The following is a 22,290-nucleotide window of genomic DNA, read 5'->3' on the forward strand; positions in this document are numbered from 1 at the left end:
CCTACCTTTCCACTCTTCACGTGCAGGTTTGCGGCGGATCATCAAGATGTTGCAAGCATGCATCCGAGTATTGCAGAAATGTGTCGACGACTGGAAGTATGACGGCCACGTAAACAGGAGGGGAGTAACCACATGGCAATCTCACGCCGGAAGTTCGTCGCCTCGGTCGTGTCCGGTACCGCCCTCGCCGCGGTCTCCACCGGCGAACTGGTGTCCGCGTGGACCACGACCGCGTTCGCGGCGAGCCCGCCCGGCGATGTCGTCGGCAAGATCACGGTCGGCTACCAGGGCTGGTTCGCCTGCATCGGCGACGGCGCACCCATCAACGCCTGGTGGCACTGGAGCAACAACTGGAGCCAGCCCCCGTCGCCCAGCAACAACGGCACGCTGCGCGCCTGGCCCGACATGCGCGAATACACGCGCGCATATCAGACGGCGTACGCCAACCTCGGCAGCGGTCAGCCCGCGACGTTGTTCTCCTCCTACGACCAGCAGACGGTCGACACCCACTTCCTGTGGATGCAGCAGAACAACATCGACACCGCCGCGCTGCAGCGGTTCAACCCGAACGGTGGCGAGGGCGCGACCCGCGACGCCATGGCCGCCAAGGTACGCAGCGCAGCCGAGTCCAACGGCCGCAAGTTCTACATCATGTACGACGTCACGAACTGGACGAACATGCAGCCGGAGATCAAGGCTGACTGGACGAACAAGATGTCGGCGCATACGGCCTCCAGCGCGTACGCGCGGCAGAACGGCAAACCGGTCGTCTGCATCTGGGGCTTCGGCTTCAACGACAACAACCATCCGTGGGATGCGGCCACCTGCCTCGATGTGATCAACTGGTTCAAGAGCCAGGGCTGCTACGTCATCGGCGGTGTACCGCGGGAATGGCGCATCGGCATCAACGGCTCCCGGCCCGGCTTCCTCGGCACCTACCACGCGTTCAACATGCTCTCGCCGTGGATGGTGGGCGCGATCAGCAACGCCGCCGACTCCGACAACATCTACAACCAGCTCAACGTCGGCGACCAGGCCGACTGCAACGCCAACGGCATCGACTACCAGCCCTGCGTCCTGCCCGGCGACGTCTCGGCACGTCAGCGCGCGCACGGCGATTTCATGTGGCGGCAGTTCTACAACATGGTGCGCGTCGGTGCCCAGGGCATCTACATCTCCATGTACGACGAGTTCAATGAGGGCAACCAGATCTGCAAGACCGCGGCGACCCTGGCAGACGTGCCCACCAACTCGGGGCTGCTCGCGCTCGACGAGGACGGGACCGCCTGCTCGTCCGACTACTACCTGCGGTTGACCGGCGACGGCGGCCGGATGCTCAAGGGCCAGATCGCCCTCACCCCCGTCCGGCCCACCCAGCCCAACGGCGGCCCGCCGCCGCCACCCCCGTCCGGGAACCTCGCGCGGTCCAGGCCGACGCAGGAAAGCAGCCACAACCAGTCGTACGGGTCGGCCAACACCACCGACGGCAACCAGGACAGCTACTGGGAGTCGGTGAACAACGCCTTCCCCCAGTGGGTGCAGGTCGATCTCGGGTCGGCGCTCGCGGTGAACAAGGTGGTGCTGAAGCTGCCGGCATCATGGGGCTCGCGTACGCAGACGTTGTCGGTACAGACGAGCACCGACGGCGGCGCGTTCACCACCGTGGTGAACTCCGGTGACGTCGCCTTCAACTCCGGCAGCGCCAACACGGCCACCCTCACCTTCGCCCAGGCCAACGCCCGCTACGTCCGGATCAACTTCACCGCCAACAACGGCTGGCCCGCCGCGCAACTGTCAGAGCTGGAGGTCTACGGCCCGGCGGCCGGCGGCGACACCCAACCGCCAACCGCGCCCGCCAACCTCGCCTCGACCGGGAAGACCTCCAGCAGCGTCTCGCTGTCCTGGACGGCCTCCACCGACAACGTCGGCGTCACCGGGTACCAGATCCGCCAGGGCGGCGCGGTCGTCGGGACGACCGCCGCCACGTCCTTCACCGTCACCGGGCTGAACCCATCGACGTCGTACACCTTCACCGTCACCGCCCAGGACGCGGCGGGCAACGTCTCGGCCGCCTCGAACGGCGTCACCGTCACGACCGACCCGGCACCCAACACCAACCTGGCGCGCGGGAAGGCCACATCGGAGAGCAGCCACACACAGACCTATGGCTCCGGCAACGCCGTCGACGGCAACCAGGACACCTACTGGGAGTCGGCGAACAACGCCTTCCCGCAGTGGCTGCAGGTCGACCTCGGCTCGGCGACCTCGGTCGGGCGGATCGTGCTGAAGCTGCCGGCGTCGTGGGGTGCGCGTACCCAGACCCTTTCGGTGACGGGCAGCACGGACGGCGCGAACTTCACCACCCTCAAGGCGTCGGCGGACTACACGTTCAGCCCGAGCGCCAACACCACCCCCATCACGTTCACCGCCACCGCCACCCGCTACGTCCGGCTCAACTTCACCGCCAACACCGGCTGGCCCGCCGGCCAGATCTCCGAGTTCGAGGTGTACGCCTCCTGACAGCGGCGATCAGCCACCGAATCAACGCACGGACCGCACACCGGCAGGCACCCGGCACTCGTCCCGGACCTGCCGGTGTGGCGCAGGCGCATGTCGACGTGGGAGCTAGTCTGCCGGTGTGAGCACCGCACCAACCACGTTTGCCCGGATGAGCGGCCAGATCGCGGTCATCACGGGAGCCGGCAGCGAAACCGGGATCGGCTTCGCCTCGGCCCGGCTGCTCGGCACGCTCGGTGCGCACGTCATTGTCGCCTCGACAACCGAGCGCATTGAGCAACGCGTAGCCGAGTTGCGCGCCGCCGGAATCGACGCGTCCGGTCTGGTCGCCGACCTGACCGATCCGGAGGAGACGGACCGCCTGGCCCGGGCGGCCCTGCAGGTGCGCGGCCGGGTCGACATCCTGGTCAACAACGCCGGCATGACGTCGGTGTCCGACGCGGCCGAATCGGTACCGCTGCTCGAAACCAGCGACAAGGTCTGGCGCGATGCGCTGGACCGCAACCTGACCAGCGCGTTCCGGCTGACCCGGGCGCTGCTTCCAGGCATGGTGGAGCGCCGGTACGGCCGGGTGGTCAACGTCGCCTCGGTGTCCGGACCCGTGGTCGCCTACCCCGGCGACGCCGCGTACCACGCCGCGAAGTCCGGCATGGTGGGGCTGACCCGGGCACTGGCGGTGGAGGTCGGCCGGTATGGCGTCACCGTCAACGCGGTCGCACCGGGCTGGATCGCGACCGGCTCGGCAACCGAGCGGGAGCTGGCCATGGGAAGGGCGACGCCGGTTGGCCGTCCCGGCACTCCGGACGAGGTGGCGGCGGCCGTGGCGTTCCTCGCCATGCCCGAGGCGTCGTACGTCAGCGGCCAGACTCTGATCGTGGACGGTGCCAACTCGGTGCAGGAGGAGAAGGGTCGTTGACGCCTTGTCCCCGGTCGGCCGCGCCGGGCGACCCTTGCAGCCGGCGTACGTCCGGCGGCTACGCTGGGCTTGAAGGAGGTGATCTCCATGACCAGATTCCTCATCGAAGCGACCTACACGCACGAGGGACTCCGCGGGATCCTCAAGGACGGCGGCAGCGGGCGCGTCGAGGCGGTCCGGAAGATGGCCGAGAGCGTCGGCGGGCATCTCCAGTCCTTCGACTTCTCATTCGGTGATCGGGACACGCATGTGATTTGCGACCTGCCCGATCACAAGGCCGCCGCGGCCGTCGCACTCGCGATCGGCGCGGCCGGCGGAGCCACCACCAGAACCATCGTGCTGCTAAGCCCGGAGGAGGTGGACGAGGCGGTGCACAGGGCCGTCGAGTACCGGGCGCCCGGCGTCTGAGCCACCCGAGGGCCGCCACATCCGAGCCTCGGCCGTTGCCCCGCGGCGGCCGAGCCTCGCTCCCGGCATCGCGTGGCCGCGAAGGTCACGGCGTAGCCATTGTCGCCGCCGGCAACTTTTCCACGGACAGGTCAGCCACTGCTGATGGGCAACTCGACCTGCAAGGAGGTGCCGTGACCGACGGGGCTGTGGAGTGTGATCGTCCCGCCCAGCGCTTCGATCCGGTCGGCGAGCCCGATGAGGCCGGAGCCTCCTGCCGGGTCGGCGCCACCGATGCCGTCGTCTCGCGCCGACAGGTGTAGCGAACCGCTCCGTATCGTCGCCTCGACGCGTACATGCGATGCGTGCGCATGCTTGGCGGCGTTGGCGAGCGCCTCCGCGACGACGTAGTACGCCGCTACCTCGACGGGCTCAGGAAGCCGCCTGGGGAGGTGCACGTCGAGGTCCACCGCGACAGGACTACGACGGGCCAGTACCTTGAACGCGAGCCACAGGCCGCCCTCGGACAGGATCGCCGGGTGGATGCCGCGCGATATCTCCCGCACATCGTCCAGCGCGTTGGTCAGTTCGTCTGCGATCGCGGACAGTTGCGCCCGGAGCCCAGCTGTCTCGGGCGGCACGCTCGCCTCGGCGTTGCGTACGTCGAGCCCGACCGAGACGAGCCGCTGCTGGATGCCATCGTGCAGGTCGCGCTCGATGCGTCGGCGCGCCTGGTCGCCGGCGACCACCACCCGGGCACGGGAGGCGATCAGGTTGGCGCGGGCGTCGGCGCTGGCGACGGCGGTGGCGACCAGGTCGGTGTAGTCCGTGAGTCGCGCCTCGGCGTCCTGCGGGAGCGGCTCCTCTTTCGTCGAGAAGCCGATCACCGCACCCCATAGGCGTCCCCCGACGTAGATTGGGGCGCCGGCCGCCGAGCGGACGCCATAGTTGCGCAGCTGAGCGGCGACCGGGCCCGAAGCGTCCGCATAGGTCTCCATCCGGGCGGCCCGACCGCTGCGCAACACCAGCCCGGAGACATTGCCGCCTTCCGGCGACACGCGGGTGCCGACCGGGATCATCACATCGAGCACGCCCCAGGCCGCGACCACGGTCGCCGTCCCGTCGGCCTCGTAGCGGACAAGTCTCGCGCTGTCGGCGCCGATGAGACGCGCCACTTCCGCAGCTACCGCGGAGAAGACCTCGGTCGGGGGTACGGCATGCGCGACGAGCGTGGCGACGCGCCTCAGCGCGGACTGCTGCTCCAGCAGCCGGGTGAGCTCGTCACGGCTCTCGGCGTTCGCGACCGCGGTGGCTACGAGTTCGGTGAAGTCGGCGATCTGCGACTCCGTGTTCGCGGGGAACGGAGCCTCACCCCTCGTCGAGGCGGCGATCACGCCCCAGAGGTGTCCGGCGACGATGATCGGACAACCGACCGACGAGCGGATTCCCAGCCGTCGAGCCTCTTCCGCAATCGGACCGGTGGCGTGAGCGAAGCTGTCGATTCGCGCCGCACGGCCCGTGCGCCGTACAAGCGCGGCAATGCTCGCGCCTTCGAGGACGAACCGCGTGCTGATGGCGAGTTGGCTGCCGCCCTCCCTGCCCCAGATCCCGACGCCGGTCACACTACCGTCCACCTCGTAGCGCTCCATGCGTGCGAGGTCGGCCCCGCAGAGCTGGCCGACTTCGGCGGTGACAGCCTCGAAGACCTTGGCAGGAGACACCGTCTGCGCAACCAGCGTCGCGATTCGCCTCAGCGCAGACTGCTGCTCCAGGAGACGACCCAAATCGCCTCGACTGGCTTCGAGCGATTTCGTCATGTTTGCAGGACCGTTTCAGCGCACCGACCTCGAACCTATCGTGCTCGGGCATCCGCCGACAGGTCGCCGGGGTGATCTGTCCGCGATGACCGGTCTACGGTCGGCGCCATCAGCCGCCCGCGCAGCGGCGAAGTTGTAGGCGGTCATCTGCAGCAGGTCGACCGCCAACTGTCCCCTCCGACGGCTCGGCGTCGAGCGGCTCAGCGGAGCAGGAGCGGTGCCACCACGATCGCGAGAAAGTCCAGCAGGAAGTGCATCACCATCGGTGCCACAAGACTTCCCCGCCAGACGTAGACGGCGGCGAAGACCAGGCCGGTCACACCCACCGTCAGTACTCCCGCGCTGCCTTCATATCCGTGCCCGACGGAAAAGATCACCGACGACAACAGCACTGCCAACCAACGGCTGCGAAGCACGCTCGCGATCCGCAGGATCAGATACCCACGGAAGATCGTCTCCTCGGCGACCGCGACCACCACAACCAGCAGCACCGCGAGGAGAAGCCCACCGATACCTGGCGAGGGCAATAGGCCGGTACCGGACGGCTGCGGCCCGGACAGGCCCGCGGCCCGAAGGGCAACGTTCAAGGCTTGTGCCCCGACCAGGACCGGTATCGCCAGGACAACCCCCAAGGCGACCTCGCGCCCGGCTGCGCGGCCGACCCAGCCAACGGCCGCGACCGGCTGCCGGGCACGAGCCAGCAGCAGCAGGATCAGGGCGACAAGGCTCGCGTCGCGCGTGATCGTCGCGCCGGCCAGCAGCGGGAATGACATGGTGGCTTGGCCGACCGCGAAGAACGACAGCACCAACGGCGGCACGATCAGCAGCAGGAACACGCCCAGCTCCGCCAGTTCCTGCCGGCGGGACAGCACCCCGGCCGACGCCCGATGGTTCATCGCTGCTCCAGTAACGCGCCCGGCAACCTCCGAACGACCCTGGCCGAACGTTGGGTGCTTTCCACGCTCCAAGCACCCGAATACGAACCCCAACACCATCACCGGGTGAACGCGCCGTCGGAGGGGGCATTGGCGGCCAGATACCCACCGGGGTATATTGCGACTAAGGGATACCCCCGGGGGTATGAGCGACGAGCCGGATGTGGTGGCGTCGCGGATGCGGGGCAGGAGGTCGGGCATGAGTGAGTTGAGCGTGGAGGTCGTGCAGACCTCGTCGCTGGGCGACCGCAGCTACCTGGCCCACGACGGCCAGGTGGCGATCGTGGTGGATCCGCAGCGCGACATCGACCGCATCCTGGCGCCGGCCGGCCGGCTCGGCGTGCGCATCACGCACGTGGCCGAGACCCACCTGCACAACGACTACGTCTCGGGCGGCCTGGCCCTGGCGAAGCTGACCGGCGCGGCGTACCTGGTCCCCGCCGGTGACCGGGTGGGCTTCGAGCGGTGGCCCGTGGCCGACGGCGACGCGATCGCCCTGTCGGCGCGGATGGGGCTGCGCGTGGTCGCCACGCCCGGGCACACCTTCCACCATCTCTCCTACATCCTCGACGGCCCGGACGGCCCGGACGGGGTGTTCACGGGCGGGTCGCTGCTGTTCGGTACCACCGGCCGGACCGACCTGCTCGGCCCGCAGCACGCCCACACCCTCGCCGAACATCAGCACCACTCGGCGCGGCGGCTGGCCGACCTGCTGCCCGACGGCGCGCGGGTCTGGCCCACCCACGGCTTCGGCAGCTTCTGCTCGGCCACCCAGTCCGACGCCCCGGAGTCGACCGTCGGGCGGGAGCGGCACGTCAACCCCGCGCTGCGGCTGGAGACCGGCGACTTCGTCACCCAGACCCTCGCCGGCCTCGACGCCTTCCCCGCGTACTACGCGCACATGGGCGCCCGCAACGCCGCCGGCGCCGAGCTGATCGATCTCACCCCCGTCCGGCCCGCGGACCCTGCCGAGCTGGCCGAGCGCATCGCCGCCGGCGAGTGGGTCGTCGACCTCCGCTCCCGCAAGGCGTTCGCCCACCGGCACCTGACCGGCACCCTCAGCTTCGGCCTCGACGGGCCGATGTCCACCTGGCTGGGTTGGATGATCCCCTGGGGCGCACCGATCACCCTGCTCGGCGACAGCGCGCGGCAGGTCGCCGCCGCCCAGCGGGAGCTGGCCCGCATCGGCATCGACCGGCCCACCGCCGCGGCCGCCGGCGCCCCGCAGCAGTGGGCCGGCCACGACGAGGCCCGCCTCGCCTCGCTGACCATGGCCACGTTCGCCGACCTCGCCACCGCCCGCGCCGGCGCCCCGCCGCACGGCCTGCCCGCGCCGGACGTGCTGCTCGACGTGCGCATGACCAACGAGTGGCGCACCGAACACGTCGTCGGTGCCGTCCACATCCCGCTCCCCGACCTGCCGCGACGCCTCGGCGAGGTGCCGGCCGGCACCGTGTGGGTGCACTGCGGCTCCGGCTACCGCGCCGCGGCCGCCAGCGGCCTGCTGCAGCGCGCCGGCCGCCGTGTGATCCACATCGACGACGACTACAGCATGGCCGCCGACGCCGGCCTACCCGTCATCCCTGGCTGACAGCACCGCCGCAGAGAAGAGAGGTACACCGATGAACAACGCCGTCACGACGACCGGCATGCGGGTCGAACCCCGCACCGGCGAGGCGTACGAGATCGCGGTCCGGGGCCATCGGATCCTGGTCGACCAGCCCACCGACGCGGGCGGCACCGACCTGGCGCCCACCCCGACCGAGCTGTTCGTCGCCGCGCTGGCCTCATGCGTCGCGTTCTACGCCGGCCGCTACCTGACCCGTCACGGGTACTCCCGCGACGGCCTGTCGGTCGACGCGGGGTTCGAGTTCGCCGCCGACCGCCCGGCCCGGGTCGCCGCGGTCCGGCTGGACCTGCACGTGCCCCCCGGCGTGCCGCGCGACCGCTGGGCCGCGCTGCAGGCGGTCGCGTCCCACTGCACCGTGCACAACACGCTTGAGCAGCCGCCCCGGGTCGACCTCACGCTGCGGTGACCGCCGGCACGACCTTCGACGTGTACCCCGAGGGGTATCCTCGCCCCACGGCGGACCACGGATGAGGAGTGGGCATGGAGATCGACAAGGGCGCCATCGACGACGTGGTCAAGCGGCTACGCCGCGCCGAGGGCCAGATCCGCGGCGTGATCGCGATGCTCGAGGACGGCCGGGACTGCGCCGAGGTCGTCACCCAGCTCGCGGCCGTGTCCCGGGCACTGGACCGGGCCGGATTCAAGATCATCGCTACCGGGCTGCGGCAGTGCATCACCGCCGAGGAGACCGGCGGGGACAAGGCCGTCGATGTCGCGCAGCTCGAGAAGCTGTTCCTGTCGCTGGCTTGAGGGCACCTCGGCCGGGCGGAGACATCCCGATACAGCCGATACACCGGAACCGAAAACGGAAGGACGACACGATGTGTCAGCGCGTCACCTGTAGCGCCTGCGGCAAGGCCACCTACGCCGGATGCGGCAACCACGTCGACGAGGTGCTCGCCGGCGTGCCCGAGGCGCAGCGGTGCACCTGCGAACGCGGCCGGAAGCGGTCAACGGGCCTCATGTCGTGGCTGCGCGGGCGCTGACCGCGTCGCGCCGGTCCCGCTCCCCGCGGCCGAACGCCCTCAGCCGGCCGGGCCGACGGCCAGCCGCACCGTTGCCGCGTGCGACTGGCCGGACTGGTCGACCCAGGCGATCCTGACCTGGTCGCCCGGATGGTGCGTGTCGAGCACGGACGTGAGCGCGCGGGCCGAGCCGACGGGCTGGCCGTCGACCGACCGGATCACGTCGCCCGCGTTCAGGCCGGCGCGCTCGGCGGGGCTGTCGACGATCACCCCGGTCACCGCGGCCCCGCCGACCTGGCCCTCGGCGTCGGCGGCGGCGACGCCGAGCAGGGCGGTCGGGCCGAGGTGGATCGTCGGCGACGCCTTGCCGGCCTGGATCTGCTGCGCGATACCCACCGCGGTGTTGCTCGGGATCGCAAACCCCGTGCCGCCCGCGGCCTGGCCCTGTTCCTCGACGGACGCGGCGGTGTTGATGCCGATGAGCCGGCCGGACCGGTCGACCAGCGGACCGCCGGAGTCGCCGGACCGGATGTCCGCGGCCACCTGGATGAGGCCGTAGAGCTGCTGCGCGCCGCCGCCGTCCGGCTCCTGGGCGGTGATCGACTGGTCCAGCGCCGTGACCGATCCGGTCACCGCGGTCGGCGTACCGCCGGCGCCGCCGGCGTTGCCGATGGCGATGATCGGGTCACCGACCCCGACCGACGAGGAGTCGGCGACCGCGAGCCGGGGCAGCCCGGTCGCGTTGGCCAGCTGGATTACGGCGATGTCGTGGGAGCGGTCGTAGCCGACGACGCCGGCATGGAACGTCCGGCCGTTGGCGACCGCCGTGCCGGTGATCGAGGTGGCGCCCGCGATGACGTGGTTGTTGGTCAGCACCAGGCCGGTGCCGGTGAGCACGATGCCGGTGCCGGCCGCGCGCGCGTTGCGCAGGCCCAGCGTGGCGTTGATGTCGACGACGCTCCGGTTCACGGACGAGACGATCGCCGCGGGGTCGGGCGCCTCGGTCGGCGCCGGTGCCGCCGCACTCGGCGGATCGCTCGGCGCGTCGCTGAACAGGGCCGGCGGTGCCGCGTTCGGCTGGGCGCCGGTCGGCGGCCGGGGGCCAGGTGGCTGCGACTGGGACTGCACGGCCGCCACCAGCCCGGCGACGCCGACCAGCGAGGCCAGGGTCACCAGCACGATGCTGCCGACGATCCAGCGCAGCACGAGCCAGCCGCGGCGCCTCGGCGGGCCGCGCCACTCGGGCGGCTTCGGATACGGCACCGGACCGCCGCCCCAGCGCTGCGGGCCGTACCGGTCCAGGCCGCCGACGGGGGCGGTGACCGGGGTTACCTCGCCGGGCGTGACCGCCACGCCCTGTGCATAGTGCGGAGCTGACATCCGGGCTACCACCGCCGATCCGCCGTTGGCCTTGCTACCCCCCAGTACGGACCCAACTCGTGGAAAAGTTCGGCGTTTCCCGGAAATTCGTTCGGCGCGGCCTTCAGCCACAAGGCGGCCGGCCAGCCGGCCAGGAGGACGGACCGCTACGGACCGTTACGGAAATGTCTCCGGCCGCGCGGTGGGCGTTGCCATCAGCCCAATCCCTTCCGGGAAGGCGTGCGGGCCGCCCTCTTCGAGGGGCAGTCGCACGCTCAGGCGGGTGCCGCCGCCGGGCGGGCTGTGCATCACGAGCGTGCCGCCCAGCGCCTCGACCCGGTCGGTCAGGCCGATGAGACCCGACCCGTGCGCCGGGTCCGCGCCGCCGACGCCGTCGTCGCTCACCGTCAGGTGCAGTTGCTCATCCCGGACGGTCGCGCCGATCGACACGTGCGTGGCGCGGGCGTGCTTCGCGGCGTTCGTCAGCGCCTCCGCCGCCACGTAGAACGCCGCCACCTCCACCGGCTCCGGCAGCCGCCCGTCCAGCTTGATGTCCAGGTCCACCGCCACCCCGCAGCGGCGGGCCAGCACCCTCAGCGCGGGCCGCAGGCCGGCCTCGGTGAGGATCGCCGGGTGCACGCCGCGGGAGATCTCCCGGACGTCGTCGACCGTGCCGGTCAGCCCCGCCGCGACCGCGCCCAGTTGCTCCCGCAGGTCCGGCAGCTCCGGCGGCACGCTCGCCTCGGCCCGGCGCACCTCCAGCCCGAGGGAGATGAGCCGCTGCTGGACCCCGTCGTGCAGGTCGCGCTCGATCCGCCGGCGGGCCTGGTCGGTGGCGAACACGAACCGCGCCCGCGACGCGACCAGGTCGGCGCGCGCCTGGCTGTTCGCGATCGCGGTGGCGATGAGGTCGGTGTACTCGAGCAGGCGGGCCTCGGCGTCGGGTGGCGGCGGCCGGTTGTCCGTCATCGAGGCGGCCACGCAGCCCCACAGGCGCCCCTCGACGTTGATCGGGACGGCGACCGCCGCGGTGATCCCGTGCTCGCGCAGGTGGGCGGCGAGCGGGCCGGGAGCGTTCGCGTAGTCGTCCATCCGGGCGGGCCGGCCGGTCTGCCGCACCAGGGCCGCGGCATTGAGCCCGTCCAGCGAGATCCGCGTTCCGGGCGGCATTTCCAGGTCGACCTCGCCCCAGGCGGCGACGATGAAGCCGCTGCCGTCCGGTTCGTACCGCACGATCCGCACCGACGGGGTGCCGATCAGCCCGCCCAGCTCCGAGGCGACGGCCTGCATCACCTCGGCCGGCGGGGCGTCGCGTGCGACGAGCGTGGCGACGCGCCGCAGGGCCGTCTGGGTGTCGACGAACTGGGCGAGCGTCGCGGCCATGACGTTGAACGACCGCTCGAGCTGGCCGATCTCGGCCTTGCCGGTCTCGGGGATGCGCGTGCTGAAGTCGCCGCCGGCCAGCCGATCGGCCATGGCGGCCGCGCGGCGGATCGGCTGGATCATGATCCGCATCTGGTACCCGCCGACGAGCCCGATGACGATCACCGACCCCACCATCCCGACGATGACCGCGATGATCTCCCGGCTGGCCATTCGGTCGGCGCGCACGTCGTCGGCGTGGATGAGGTTCTGCTCGGCCACCCGGAAAGCGACCAGGTCCGACTGCAGCTCGTCGATGCGCCGGTTGCCCTCCTGCAGGGTCGCCTCGCTGCGCGCCGAGGGGTCGCCGCGCTGCGCGGCCTGCATGGCCGGAACCGAGTACAGGTTGACGTACGAGTCGGCGGTCTGCGTGATGTGCTGGGCCTGGTTGCGCTGGGCCTGGTTGGTGGCGGTCCGAACGAGCCGCGCCGTCTCGAGGGGGAGGTCGACCCGACCGGACTGCCAGGCGCCGAGGAAGCGCGGGTCGCCGGTGGAGGTGTACTCCAGTTGCGCCGTCTGCATGTCGATAGCGACCCGCTCGATCCGGTCGGCGGTGATGAAGACCTCCTGGGCGTGGGTCGACACGCGGGTGGCCGCGTTCCGCTCGGCGCTCGAGATGAGCAGCAGGCCGAATGCCCCGCCGACGATGAGCAGGAGGACGCTGGTGGCCAGCACCATCCGGCGGAACAGCCCACCCGTCGCCCGGTTCATGTCGCTCCTCGGTGTCTGACGGTGCGACTGCGGCGACGCCGTGGCAGCGGCGGGCATGGCCGAACGCCAGAGCGCTACCATGATCGCCCGATATCTCAGGCCAACGCTACCTCCGGCGACGCAACGCCCGGCCACCCGCCGAACGGCGACGATGCTGGCGACCCCGGCCCGCATTCGGTACCTTAGGTCACCCAGCCAAAACCGTCCGTTGCCACTGGACGGTGCCGGTCACCCCCGACGAGCGAGACCGTCATGGGACTGTCATGCTGTCGCGGCATATCGGTCATATCGATTCGGCACCGTAGCGCCTGCGGTACACGTCGGCGGGCGCCATGCCTGGAGCCCCCGTGTGCCTTTTGCTGCGTGGCCCCCAGAACGAAGGAGCACTGATCCGTGGACGTCGAACGCACCGCGCTGCCCGGAATCGGCCTGCGGCACGAGTTCGTCACCGTGAAGGGTCAGCACGCCGCGGTGGTGTCGCACGTGTCGGGTCGCCGGGACATCGTGCTGTACAGCATCGACGACCCGGACACGGTGGTGTCGACGCTGTCGCTGAGCACCGACGAGGCCAACGGCGTGGCGGAACTGCTGGGCACCGCCCGGATCGTCGAGCGGCTGGCCGACCTGCAGCGGCAGGTGACCGGGCTGAAGACGGTGCAGGTGCCGATCACCGCCGGGTCGCCGTACGACGGGCGGTCGATGGGCGCCACGCAGGCGCGGACCCGCACGGGCGCGTCGATCGTGGCGGTGATCCGGGCCGGACAGATCCTGGCCAGCCCACGTCCGGACTTCGTATTCATACCCGGGGACCTGGTCGTGGTGGTCGGCACGGCCGAGGGTACCGCCGCCGTCGCTTCGATCCTCGACAACGGCTGAGCGCATGCACGGTGCTACTGCGTTGATCGAAATCGGGGCGGTCATCCTCAGCCTGGGTCTGCTCGGTGCGGTCTCCGCCCGCTTCGGGATCTCGCCGATCCCGCTGTACCTGCTGGCGGGGCTCGCGTTCGGCAAGGGCGGCATCCTGCCGCTGGCCACGAGCGAGGAGTTCACCGCGACCGGCGCCGAGATCGGCGTGATCCTGCTGCTGTTCACGCTGGGCCTGGAGTACACCGCGCCGGAACTGGTCGGCACGCTGCGGCACAACGCCGTCGCGGGCGTGGTTGACCTGGTGCTCAACGCCGCGCCGGGGGTGGCCACGGCGCTGCTGCTGGGCTGGGGTCCGGTCGCGGCGGTCGCGCTCGGCGGCGTGACGTATGTGACCTCGTCCGGCATCACCGCGAAGGTGCTCGCCGACCTGCAGTGGCTCGGTAACCGCGAGGTCCCGGTCGTGCTGTCGCTGCTGGTGTTCGAGGACCTCACCATGGCGGTCTACCTGCCGATCCTCACCGCCCTGCTGGCCGGGGTGGGCCTGGTCGCCGGCCTCACCACGCTGGCCATCGCGGCCGCGACGATCACCGTGATCCTCGTCATCGCGCTGCGGTTCGGCCGCTACGTCGAGAAGTTCGTCGCCTCGCCCAACGAAGAGGTCCTGCTGCTCAAGGCCCTGGGGCTGACGGTGCTGGTCGCCGGCGTCGCGCAGCTGCTGCAGGTCTCCGCCGCGGTCGGCGCCTTCCTGGTCGGCATCGCGCTGTCCGGGCCGCTGGCCCACACGGCCCGGGAGCTGCTCAGCCCGCTGCGGGACCTGTTCGCCGCCGTGTTCTTCGTCTTCTTCGGCCTGCACACCGACCCCGGCTCCCTGCCGCCGATGCTGGGCGTGGCGGTGCTGCTCGCCTTCGTCAGCATCCTTACGAAGATCGCGACCGGCTGGTGGGCGGCCCGCCGGGCCGGCGTCAGCTCCCTGGGCCGCGCCCGCGCCGGCCTCGCGCTGACCCCGCGCGGCGAGTTCAACATCGTCATCGCCGGGCTGGCGGTGGCCGCCGGCCTCAACAAACAGATCGGCCCGCTCGCCGCCGCCTATGTGCTGGTGCTCGCGGTGGCCGGCCCGATCCTGGCCCGGTCGCTGGAGCCGCTCAACCGGTGGCGCAACCGCCGCCGCGGCACACCGGCGGCCGACGCTCCGCCGCCCGCCGCCCCTGGTGCCGCTGCCGCTGCCGATGCCGGTCCCGACGAGCTCCGCATGCCCGTGTAATGCCCTCGCCAACTCACCCCCAGAGGTACGTCGTGGAAACCGTGTCCGTGCCGGCCGACGACACCACGCGGCCCGGCGACCAGCCGGCGCCGCTGGATGTGACGATCGTGCTGCCGTGCTTCAACGAGGCCGCGCATGTCCGGGCCGAACTGGACCGGATCTGCGCGGCGATGGACCACGCCGGCTACCGGTACGAGGTCCTCGCGATCGACGACGCGTCCACCGACGCCACGCTGGACGTGCTGCACCTGGCGCAGCTGTCGCTGCCGCAGGTGCAGGTGATCGCGCTGGAGCGCAACGGTGGCGCCGGAACCGTGCGGCGGCTCGGCTCGCGGATGGCCCGCGGCGAGATCGTGGTGTGGACCGACGCGGACATGACGTACCCGAACGAGCGCATCCCGGAGCTGGTGCAACGGTTGCGCGACAATCCGGGCATCGACCAGGTGGTCGGGGCCCGCACGTCGGAGCAGGGCAGCCACCGCCTGCTGCGGATTCCGGCGAAGTGGACGATCCGCAAGATCGCCGAGTGGCTCGTCGGGCAGCGCATCCCGGACCTCAACTCGGGCCTGCGCGCGTTCCGGCGCAGCGTCGCAGCCCCGTACCTGCGGCTGCTGCCGCCCGGCTTCTCCTGCGTCACCACGATCACCCTGGCGTTCCTGTCCAACCAGCACCCCGTCGCTTACGTGCCGATCGACTACGCCAAGCGGGCCGGCCGGTCGAAGTTCCGGTTCGTCAGCGACGCCTACCGGTACCTGCTGCAGGTGCTGCGGATGGTGATGTACTTCAACCCGCTCAAGGCGCTGATGCCGCCGGCGCTGATGCTGATCGGGGCGGGCGTGGCGAAGAGCGTGTTCGACGTGGCGGTACACCCGGTGCGGCTGGCCACCAACACGGTGATGCTGTTCCTGACCGGGCTGATCATCGGCTCAATGGCGCTGCTCGCCGATCTCATCGTGCGGTCCCGCCCCGACGTGTGACGCGGCGAGCCGGGCCGCGGCGATGAGGCCCGGCCCGGTGTTCGGCGCGGCCCGCTGCGCCCACCGGAACGGGGCGGTGCCCCACCGGTGCAGCAGGCCGCGCAGCGGCGCGGAGGGCTGCAGCAGCCGCCCCGAGGCCGCGCTGCGCTGCGGCGCGGTCGCGTCGCCGACGGAGCGCAGCCGCCGGCGGGCCAGCCGGTTGCGGGCGGCCTCGAGCAGGTATCCGAGCGGCATGCCGTAGTGGCACAGGCGCACGTCGGTCAGGCCCGCGCCGGTCAGCAGCGCGTGCAGCGCCGCCGGGTCGTAGCGGCGGAAGTGCCCGACGAGCTCGTCGGCGGGGCCGTAGCGGTGCTGGTAGGCGGGCACCGACAGCAGCAGCCAGCCGCCGGGGCGCAGCCGGGCGGCCCAGGCGGCCAGCGCGGCGGCGTCGTCCTCGAGGTGCTCGAGCACCTCGAACGCGCAGACGACGTCGAAGCGGGCCGCGGGCAGCTCCTCCAGGCGGATGTTGGCGACCCTGGCGACCCCGCCCGCGCCGGCGAGGCGCAGGCGCTGCTCGGCGACGGCGAACGACGCCGGATCGGGTTCGATCCCGACGTAGTCGTAGCGCTGAGCGAGGCGGGCGCCGAAGCCGCCCTGGCCGCAGCCGATCTCCAGCACGTCACGCACGCCGGCCGGGAAGAGCCGCGACACGACGTCGAGGCGCAGCCAGGCGTTGAGCGACAGCGGGGCCAGCCGGTCCAGCCTCGCGCCGGCCCGCGGGCTCGCCGCGGCCACCATCGGCTCGCCGGTCACCGCGGCACCCCCGCCGTCCCGGCCGCCGGGGTGGCGGCGGCGCCGCGACGGCTCTCCTCGAGTCGCCGCCACAGCGGCAACGCGACCCGAGCCGCGGTGAAGTCGTCCTCGGCCAGCCGGCGGGCGGCGCCGCGGAGGCGGTCCAGCTCGGCACGGTCGGCGGCGAGGCGGTCCAGCGCCGCCGCGAGGGCGGCGGGGTCGCCGGGCGGCACGAACAGCGCGGCGCCGCCGAGGGCCCGCCGCTGCGGTGCGGTGTCGGCGGTGACGATCGCGCAGCCGGCCGCGGCGCCCTGGAAGACCTTGTTGGGCACGACCCGCCGGGCCTTCGCGCCGCCGCCGAAGATGCCCAGGCACACGTCGTGGCCGGCGACGAGCCCCGGCAGCTCACTGGCGTCGGCCCACGGCACCCACCGCACCGCCGCGCCGTCGGCGGCGCGCCGGGTGGCGTCCTCGTCCTGACCGTGGCCGATCATCGTGAAGCGCACCGGCCGGTCGGCGAGCAGCCGGGCGGCCGCGCCGATCGCCGGCGCCCCCTGCAGGGGCGTGTAGAGGCCGAAGAACACCACCCGCAGCGGGCCCGGCGGCGCGGGCGGCGTGGCGGCTCCCGCGTCGAACCACGCGTCGGGCGCGCCGACCGGGCACACCACGGCCCGCTCCCGCACGTGCTGCGGCAGGGCGTCGCGCTGCTCGTCGGTGTCGACGACGATCACGTCGGCGCGGGCGAGCGCGGCGCGGTCGACGGCGGCCAGCAGCCGGTGCCGCAGCCGGCCGCCGAGGCGCCGGTCGGCCGCGGTGTCCGCCGCGCCGGCCATGTGGTCCAGCACGACCGGGGTGCGGCCGAACAACAGGCGAGCCAGGTGTACGTCGAACAGGCCCAGGTAGCCCACGACGACCGCGTCCACCGGGGTCCCGCCGCGCCGCGGGCGCACGGCACGGGCCGCCCGGGCGAGGGTCCACCAGCGCCGGGCGATGCGCGCCACCAGCGGCACCGCCCGCCAGGGCCGGCGTACGGCCGCCACGCGTGCCGCGGTGCCGACGCCCAGCGGCGCGTTGCACTCCAGCACCGTGGCGCCGTTCGCCCGTAACCCCTGGGCCAGCACCAGCACCCGCGGGTGCGTGGCGGTGTCGTAGGTGCCGAAGAACACGACGCGCATGCCGCCCACCGTATCCGTCCCTCCGCGCTGGTCGACATGGCGTACCGATAGGCTCGGCCGATGCCCCGCCCGTCGCCGACACCCGCGCCACCGACGGCGGGTCAGCCGGCGGCCGCGGGCCGCTCGCAGGATCGGGCGCCGGTGAGGCTGGCCCAGGTCGTCGTCAAGGCCGTCGTACGGCTTGCCAAGGCCGTCGCCGGCAGCCGGTGGACGAGATGGGCCTTCCTGGCCGCCGCCGTGGTCGGCGGCGGTCTCGCCCTCGCGCCGCACCGTCACGCCGTCGCCGCGGCGGCCCGGGACATCGGCGCCGTCGCGGTCCTCGGCGGCGGGGTCGCCGCGGTGGCCGGGCTGCTGGCCACGATGCAGGTCTGGCGGGTCGTCCTGGCCGGGCTCGGCAGCGACCTGCCACCCCTCGCCGCGGCGAAGGTCTTCTTCGTCGGGCAGCTCGGCAAGTACGTGCCCGGATCGGTGTGGCCGATCCTGGCCCAGATGGAGCTCGCCCACGCCCACCGGGTGCCCCGGCACCGCACCGGCACCGCCGCGCTGCTGACCATGGTTGTCTCGCTGGGCGCCGGCCTGCTGACCGCGGCCGCGACGCTGCCCCCGGCGCTGGCCGGTGCCGACCGGCGGTACCTGTGGCTGCTCGCCGGGGTGCCGGTCGTCGCCCTCGTGCTGCACCCGGCCTGCCTGCGGGCCGCCCTGGCCGTCGCGCTGCGGGTGACCCGGCGGCCGCCGCCGGACCGGCCGCTGCCCGCGCGGGCCGTGCTGGCCGCCACCGGGTGGGCGGTCGTGTCGTGGCTGCTGTTCGGGGTGCACATCTGGCTGCTGGTCGTACCGCTGACCCGGCACCCCGGCCCGGCCGCCGCCGTGTCGGTCGGCGGCTTCGCGCTCGCCTGGTGCCTGGGCTTCCTGCTGGTCGTGGCGCCGGCCGGGGCGGGCGCCCGCGACGTGGTCCTCATCGCGCTGCTGGCCACCCAGCTCGGTACCGATGAGGCGGCCGCGGTGGCCCTGCTGTCCCGGGCGGTCATGACCGTCGCCGACCTCGTGCTGGCCGGGGGCGCCGCCGCGGCGGCCCGCCGTCGGCGCGTCCGGCCCGTCGACGGACCCCAGCCTTTCGAACAGCCAAGGCCCGACGCCGCCGGCTGAACCGGTCACGGCCGCACCACCCAGCACTCCAGGCGCCGCGTATCGGTGCCGGTCGGCCGCGCCACCAGCTGGTGCTGGTCCTCATGCTCCTCCAGGTACACCACCTGCTCCAGCGGCAGCCCGTACGGCAGCAGCGGCAGCGTCGAGGAGGACAGCAGCACCGGGTCCCGGCCGCTCGCCCGCACCGCCGCCACCGTGGTCTGCATGCGCTCGACGGTCGGATCCTCCAGCGCCGCGACCGGCACGCCGCACTGGTTGCGCACGGTCGGCGCCCACTGCGTGTCGATCATGATCACGGAGTCCGTGGGGCGCAGCGCCTCGCACACCGCGGCCGCCGCCTCGGGCTCGCCCAGCTCGGTGCGCAGCGGCGCGAGCTGTGCGGTGACCACCACGCCGGGCACCAGCGCCAGCATCAGCACCGCGGGCAGCAGGGCCCGCTTCGGCCAGGGCACCGCCGACCGGGCCCCGGCCGAGGCGCCGAGCCGCCACGACCGCGCGCCGCGAGCGACGGCCAGGGTGGCGAACAGGACGACGGCGGGGATCACCTCGACCACCAGCCGCCGGTCCGCCCACGGATGATCCGGGGTGATCGCCGGGCGCAGCAGCGTCGCCACGCCCGACCCGGCGTACACCAGCAGCACCGGCAGCAGGCGCCAGTCCCGGCCGCGCGCGACACCCGCCGCCGCGACCATCACGCCGGTCCACGCCAGCACGAGCGCCGGCCAGCCGACATACCACGACACCCAGGACAGGCTCTGCTCGGCGTAGCCGCGGGTGCCGTCGTGCGGCAGCCCGTACTGCTCCTGGTGCGACGCGACATACTCCATCGTCGACGGTGCGGTGATCGAGTGATCGACGTACAGCAGCGGCCGCGCCGCCAGGAGCACGCCCCCGATGATCACCGCCGTCACCGCCGCGGCGGCCAGCAGGCGGCGCCGGTGCGGGTCCAGCGGCACGCCCCGGCGCCGCAGCAGCAGCGCACCGGCCACCGTCCCGACGGCCATGACCACCAGCAGCGCGATCATGAGCCGGACGGAGGACCAGTTCACCATCACGTACGGCAACGTCACGTACCGGCAGTCGAGGAACCCGAGCCCGCCGCCGACCGCCGTGCCGAGCAGGAACGGCCCGACCCCCGGCCGGCGGCGCAGCCACCACCAGCCCACCGCGGGCAGCACCAGCGCGAAGTCCACCGCCATGTCCAGCCGGACCAGCTCGCCGCCGGACAGCACCAGCCCGGCCAGGCCGAGCAGCACCCCGGCCGCTCGCCGCCGCGCGGAGCCGCGCCCGGCGGCGCGGGCACCCTCGCCGATCGACCAGCCGTCGGCGAGCAGGCTGAGGCCGCCGGCGAGCATCAGGCACGCCAGCGGCTCCGAGTAGGTCGTCTGGCTCACCCGCAGCATCGGCCACGCCAGCGCCAGCAGCGCCGCTGCCAGCAGCGCCCACCGTGGCCCGCACAGCCGCGCCGCCAGCCCCGCCACCGCCAGCACGGCCAGTCCGCCGACCAGCCCCGGCAGCACGAACATGCCGGTCCAGCCGCCGATCCAGTACCCGGCCGCCAGCAGCGTCGGCCAGCCCGTCATGAACTGCGGCACGATCAGCCCGTCCTGGACGTAGAACCCGGGGTGGGCGTAGGTGACCGTGTCGGCGGCGGAGCCGAACGCCTCCACCGGCACCGGCGTCGTCAGCCCCGGGTGCCCGCTCAGCCACAGCCCGACCTGCGCGTACGTGCCGGCGTCGCGGTGCAGTACCGCCTGCTCGCTGTGCGTCACGATCGCCAGCGCCGCGAACGCGGTCGCGACCAGCAGCGTGCCGATCACCGCCCACCACGGCGCCGGGCGTGCCCGCACGGCGGCGAGGCTCGGCAGCGCCCACCGCACCAGCAGCAGCATCGCCAGTCCCGCCGCGGGCAGCACCGTCCAGGGGTGGAAGCCGCCGAGCGCCGCTAGCGGTACCGCCACCAGCAGCCAGCCGGCCAGCGCCAGCACCGGCAGGATCGAGGCCGCCAGCAGCACCCGGCCGGCCCGCTCGCTCGGCGCGCGCAACGCCCGCAGCCATCGCCCCGCACCCGGGACGGGCGCGTGCCGGAACACGCCCACCAGCTTCCGGTGCGACACGGCCAGCTGGCCACCGGCCTCGTCCACCGCGGCCGCGCCGCCCGCGCTCATCGCACCGCTCCGTTCTCCTCGACTTCCGCGCTCAACAACGCGCCGCTCCGTTTTCCTCGCCGCCCACACTCAACACGCCGGTCCGTGTCCGTCGCACCCTTCCGCGCTCCTCACCGCCCGTGCTCATCCCGCCCCCACGTGTCCGCCGCGCCGACCCGCGCTCCTCGCCGCCCGTGCTGGGCGTTGCCGAGACGCCGAGCAGCGCGTCGGCGACGCTGACGTGCACGCCCACCGACCCCGACGGCAGCGCCCGCAGCGCCGCGGCCACCGCCGCCGACGGGGCGGCGATGCGCACGAACCCGGCGCGCTCGCCGGCCACCTGCGCGGCCACCTGCACCATGGTCGCGGCGACGGCGTCCATCGCCCGCACCGCGTGGGTCTCCAGCACGATTCTCGGCGGCCGGGCCGCCAGGGACCGCGCCAGGTTCACCTGCACGCTCAGCGCGGTCAGGGCCACGAACTGCCCGACCAGGCGCAGGAGTACGAACCCCTCGTGCTCCTCGCGATGCACCCGCAGGCGGGGCGCCACCGGCCGGACCTGCCCCTCGGCCACCGGCTCCTCCAGCGGCTCCTGATCGCTCACGCGGACCACCCCGAGGTCCACAACGCGGCGGCCCGGCGCGCCCAGCCGCGGCGCCGGGATACGCGGTCGGCGCCGCCGGCGGCGGCCCGGCGAACGCCGGTGGCACCCGGCGCCCGGACCCACGGCGGACGGGCTCGACGCTGCCCGGGCAGACACCGGTCGGTCCTCGCCGAGGTCGGCGGCGACTCCGGGCACCTCGGGAGCGCGGGCCGGTTGCGGCCGTCGGGCACCATCAACGCGCAGCAGAGCCCGAACGCGAGCAGCGTCACGACCAGCAGTACCGGATCATGGGCCATGACGCTCGCCGGGACACCACACCCGCCGGCGACCGTCGCCCACGTCACCAGGCGGACCTGCCACCGGCGCACCGGCTCGTGACGGGACAAGGCCCGCGCAAGCGCCGGATCCTCGTCGGCGAGTTGCCGCTCCAACTGCCCCAGGCGCCACTGTTCATCGTCGCTGAGCACGCCGTCATCCGTTCACCGCCGCCACCGGGACAATGGGACATTGTCGGCGCGAAGTACGACGAACCTGCTGAGAGGATATGACAAAGCCGCGACAGCGCCGCGACCCACGGCGCCTCGACGCCTCGACGCCTCCGCAGGACGGTCCAACCCGGATCGTCCATCCGCACGAACCCGGAAGTGATCGGCGGACCGGGCAGCATGCGGCGCCGATCGTCG

20 protein-coding genes are annotated in these 22,290 nt (G+C 72.8%); 11 read left to right on the forward strand and 9 right to left on the reverse strand.

What is annotated here, in order from left to right; translation table 11 throughout:
• The first annotated feature begins 132 nt into the window (after positions 1–132).
• The 3 genes from ACGFI8_RS37415 (at position 133) to ACGFI8_RS37425 (ending at position 3,841) form a co-directional block, all read left to right on the forward strand.
• Positions 133–2,520, forward strand: a complete 2,388-nt coding sequence (locus tag ACGFI8_RS37415; RefSeq protein WP_392811924.1) for a discoidin domain-containing protein — start codon at positions 133–135, stop codon at positions 2,518–2,520.
• Positions 2,521–2,638: 118 nt separating this feature from the next.
• A complete protein-coding gene (locus tag ACGFI8_RS37420) occupies positions 2,639–3,433 on the forward strand; it encodes an SDR family NAD(P)-dependent oxidoreductase (RefSeq protein ID WP_392811926.1) in 795 nt (264 codons plus the stop codon).
• A gap of 87 nt (positions 3,434–3,520) precedes the next feature.
• Positions 3,521–3,841 (forward strand): GYD domain-containing protein, encoded by a 321-nt coding sequence (locus ACGFI8_RS37425; RefSeq protein ID WP_392811927.1) that lies wholly within the window; start codon positions 3,521–3,523, stop codon positions 3,839–3,841.
• Between the two features lie 131 nt (positions 3,842–3,972).
• On the opposite strand, the gene ACGFI8_RS37430 is transcribed toward ACGFI8_RS37425, so the two are convergent.
• Entirely contained in the window at positions 3,973–5,637 is a 1,665-nt protein-coding gene (locus tag ACGFI8_RS37430) for a GAF domain-containing sensor histidine kinase (protein ID WP_392811929.1), read from the reverse strand.
• Between the two features lie 200 nt (positions 5,638–5,837).
• A complete protein-coding gene (locus ACGFI8_RS37435) occupies positions 5,838–6,533 on the reverse strand; it encodes a CPBP family intramembrane glutamic endopeptidase (protein ID WP_392811931.1) in 696 nt (231 codons plus the stop codon).
• A gap of 238 nt (positions 6,534–6,771) precedes the next feature.
• Here ACGFI8_RS37435 and ACGFI8_RS37440 point away from each other — a divergent pair, with 238 nt between their 5' ends.
• The 4 genes from ACGFI8_RS37440 to ACGFI8_RS37455 all read left to right on the forward strand — a co-directional run bounded on the left by ACGFI8_RS37440 (position 6,772) and on the right by ACGFI8_RS37455 (position 9,188).
• On the forward strand, positions 6,772–8,163 hold the full coding sequence (locus tag ACGFI8_RS37440; protein ID WP_392811933.1) for a rhodanese-like domain-containing protein: 1,392 nt from the start codon (positions 6,772–6,774) through the stop codon (positions 8,161–8,163).
• Between the two features lie 31 nt (positions 8,164–8,194).
• Positions 8,195–8,608, forward strand: a complete 414-nt coding sequence (locus ACGFI8_RS37445) for an OsmC family protein (protein ID WP_392811935.1) — start codon at positions 8,195–8,197, stop codon at positions 8,606–8,608.
• A 74-nt stretch (positions 8,609–8,682) separates the two neighbouring features.
• Positions 8,683–8,952, forward strand: coding sequence for a metal-sensitive transcriptional regulator (locus tag ACGFI8_RS37450; protein ID WP_392811936.1), 270 nt, complete (start codon positions 8,683–8,685; stop codon positions 8,950–8,952).
• A 71-nt stretch (positions 8,953–9,023) separates the two neighbouring features.
• The gene (locus tag ACGFI8_RS37455; RefSeq protein ID WP_392811938.1) at positions 9,024–9,188 is read left to right on the forward strand and encodes a hypothetical protein; all 165 of its coding nucleotides are present in this window, start codon (positions 9,024–9,026) and stop codon (positions 9,186–9,188) included.
• A gap of 39 nt (positions 9,189–9,227) precedes the next feature.
• On the opposite strand, the gene ACGFI8_RS37460 is transcribed toward ACGFI8_RS37455, so the two are convergent.
• Positions 9,228–10,520, reverse strand: coding sequence for a S1C family serine protease (locus tag ACGFI8_RS37460; protein WP_392811940.1), 1,293 nt, complete (start codon positions 10,518–10,520; stop codon positions 9,228–9,230).
• A gap of 183 nt (positions 10,521–10,703) precedes the next feature.
• Positions 10,704–12,659, reverse strand: a complete 1,956-nt coding sequence (locus ACGFI8_RS37465; RefSeq protein WP_392811942.1) for a HAMP domain-containing protein — start codon at positions 12,657–12,659, stop codon at positions 10,704–10,706.
• A gap of 393 nt (positions 12,660–13,052) precedes the next feature.
• Between ACGFI8_RS37465 and ACGFI8_RS37470 the strand changes: the two genes are divergently transcribed.
• Genes ACGFI8_RS37470 through ACGFI8_RS37480 form a run of 3 tightly spaced genes read left to right on the forward strand, consistent with a single transcriptional unit; the run spans position 13,053 to position 15,764 of the window.
• Entirely contained in the window at positions 13,053–13,535 is a 483-nt protein-coding gene (locus ACGFI8_RS37470) for a cation:proton antiporter regulatory subunit (protein ID WP_392811943.1), read from the forward strand.
• Positions 13,536–13,539: 4 nt separating this feature from the next.
• A complete protein-coding gene (locus tag ACGFI8_RS37475; RefSeq protein WP_392811945.1) occupies positions 13,540–14,787 on the forward strand; it encodes a cation:proton antiporter in 1,248 nt (415 codons plus the stop codon).
• Positions 14,788–14,819: 32 nt separating this feature from the next.
• Positions 14,820–15,764: a glycosyltransferase family 2 protein gene (locus ACGFI8_RS37480; protein ID WP_392811947.1), complete on the forward strand. Its 945-nt coding sequence runs from the start codon at positions 14,820–14,822 to the stop codon at positions 15,762–15,764.
• On the opposite strand, the gene ACGFI8_RS37485 is transcribed toward ACGFI8_RS37480, so the two are convergent.
• A complete protein-coding gene (locus tag ACGFI8_RS37485; RefSeq protein WP_392811949.1) occupies positions 15,714–16,556 on the reverse strand; it encodes a class I SAM-dependent methyltransferase in 843 nt (280 codons plus the stop codon). The two genes, ACGFI8_RS37480 and ACGFI8_RS37485, sit on opposite strands and share 51 nt — an antisense overlap.
• Positions 16,553–17,710, reverse strand: coding sequence for a glycosyltransferase (locus ACGFI8_RS37490; RefSeq protein WP_392811951.1), 1,158 nt, complete (start codon positions 17,708–17,710; stop codon positions 16,553–16,555). The genes ACGFI8_RS37485 and ACGFI8_RS37490 overlap by 4 nt, the downstream gene beginning before the upstream one ends.
• A gap of 141 nt (positions 17,711–17,851) precedes the next feature.
• Here ACGFI8_RS37490 and ACGFI8_RS37495 point away from each other — a divergent pair, with 141 nt between their 5' ends.
• Positions 17,852–18,856, forward strand: coding sequence for a lysylphosphatidylglycerol synthase domain-containing protein (locus tag ACGFI8_RS37495; protein ID WP_392811953.1), 1,005 nt, complete (start codon positions 17,852–17,854; stop codon positions 18,854–18,856).
• 5 nt (positions 18,857–18,861) lie between these two features.
• Here the strand turns inward: ACGFI8_RS37495 and ACGFI8_RS37500 are convergent, their stop codons facing one another.
• From ACGFI8_RS37500 to ACGFI8_RS37510, 3 genes are read right to left on the reverse strand one after another with little or no spacing between them, the layout of a single operon-like run.
• Positions 18,862–21,024, reverse strand: coding sequence for a hypothetical protein (locus ACGFI8_RS37500; RefSeq protein WP_392811955.1), 2,163 nt, complete (start codon positions 21,022–21,024; stop codon positions 18,862–18,864).
• A 31-nt stretch (positions 21,025–21,055) separates the two neighbouring features.
• On the reverse strand, positions 21,056–21,607 hold the full coding sequence (locus tag ACGFI8_RS37505) for an STAS domain-containing protein (protein ID WP_392811956.1): 552 nt from the start codon (positions 21,605–21,607) through the stop codon (positions 21,056–21,058).
• Positions 21,604–22,074, reverse strand: coding sequence for a DUF3040 domain-containing protein (locus ACGFI8_RS37510; protein ID WP_392811957.1), 471 nt, complete (start codon positions 22,072–22,074; stop codon positions 21,604–21,606). The genes ACGFI8_RS37505 and ACGFI8_RS37510 overlap by 4 nt, the downstream gene beginning before the upstream one ends.
• Positions 22,075–22,290 lie beyond the last annotated feature (216 nt).

This window comes from Dactylosporangium sp. NPDC048998 (assembly GCF_043197855.1).
In the GTDB taxonomy this organism is placed as follows: domain Bacteria; phylum Actinomycetota; class Actinomycetes; order Mycobacteriales; family Micromonosporaceae; genus Dactylosporangium.

Coding starts and splice junctions, on each gene's coding strand:
- ACGFI8_RS37415 (WP_392811924.1), top strand. CDS start 133: ATGGCAATCTCACGCCGGAAGTTCGTCGCCTCGGTCGTGTCCGGTACC.
- ACGFI8_RS37425 (WP_392811927.1), top strand. CDS start 3,521: ATGACCAGATTCCTCATCGAAGCGACCTACACGCACGAGGGACTCCGC.
- ACGFI8_RS37430 (WP_392811929.1), bottom strand. CDS start 5,637: ATGACGAAATCGCTCGAAGCCAGTCGAGGCGATTTGGGTCGTCTCCTG.
- ACGFI8_RS37435 (WP_392811931.1), bottom strand. CDS start 6,533: ATGAACCATCGGGCGTCGGCCGGGGTGCTGTCCCGCCGGCAGGAACTG.
- ACGFI8_RS37440 (WP_392811933.1), top strand. CDS start 6,772: ATGAGTGAGTTGAGCGTGGAGGTCGTGCAGACCTCGTCGCTGGGCGAC.
- ACGFI8_RS37445 (WP_392811935.1), top strand. CDS start 8,195: ATGAACAACGCCGTCACGACGACCGGCATGCGGGTCGAACCCCGCACC.
- ACGFI8_RS37450 (WP_392811936.1), top strand. CDS start 8,683: ATGGAGATCGACAAGGGCGCCATCGACGACGTGGTCAAGCGGCTACGC.
- ACGFI8_RS37455 (WP_392811938.1), top strand. CDS start 9,024: ATGTGTCAGCGCGTCACCTGTAGCGCCTGCGGCAAGGCCACCTACGCC.
- ACGFI8_RS37465 (WP_392811942.1), bottom strand. CDS start 12,659: ATGAACCGGGCGACGGGTGGGCTGTTCCGCCGGATGGTGCTGGCCACC.
- ACGFI8_RS37475 (WP_392811945.1), top strand. CDS start 13,540: ATGCACGGTGCTACTGCGTTGATCGAAATCGGGGCGGTCATCCTCAGC.
- ACGFI8_RS37490 (WP_392811951.1), bottom strand. CDS start 17,710: ATGCGCGTCGTGTTCTTCGGCACCTACGACACCGCCACGCACCCGCGG.
- ACGFI8_RS37500 (WP_392811955.1), bottom strand. CDS start 21,024: ATGAGCGCGGGCGGCGCGGCCGCGGTGGACGAGGCCGGTGGCCAGCTG.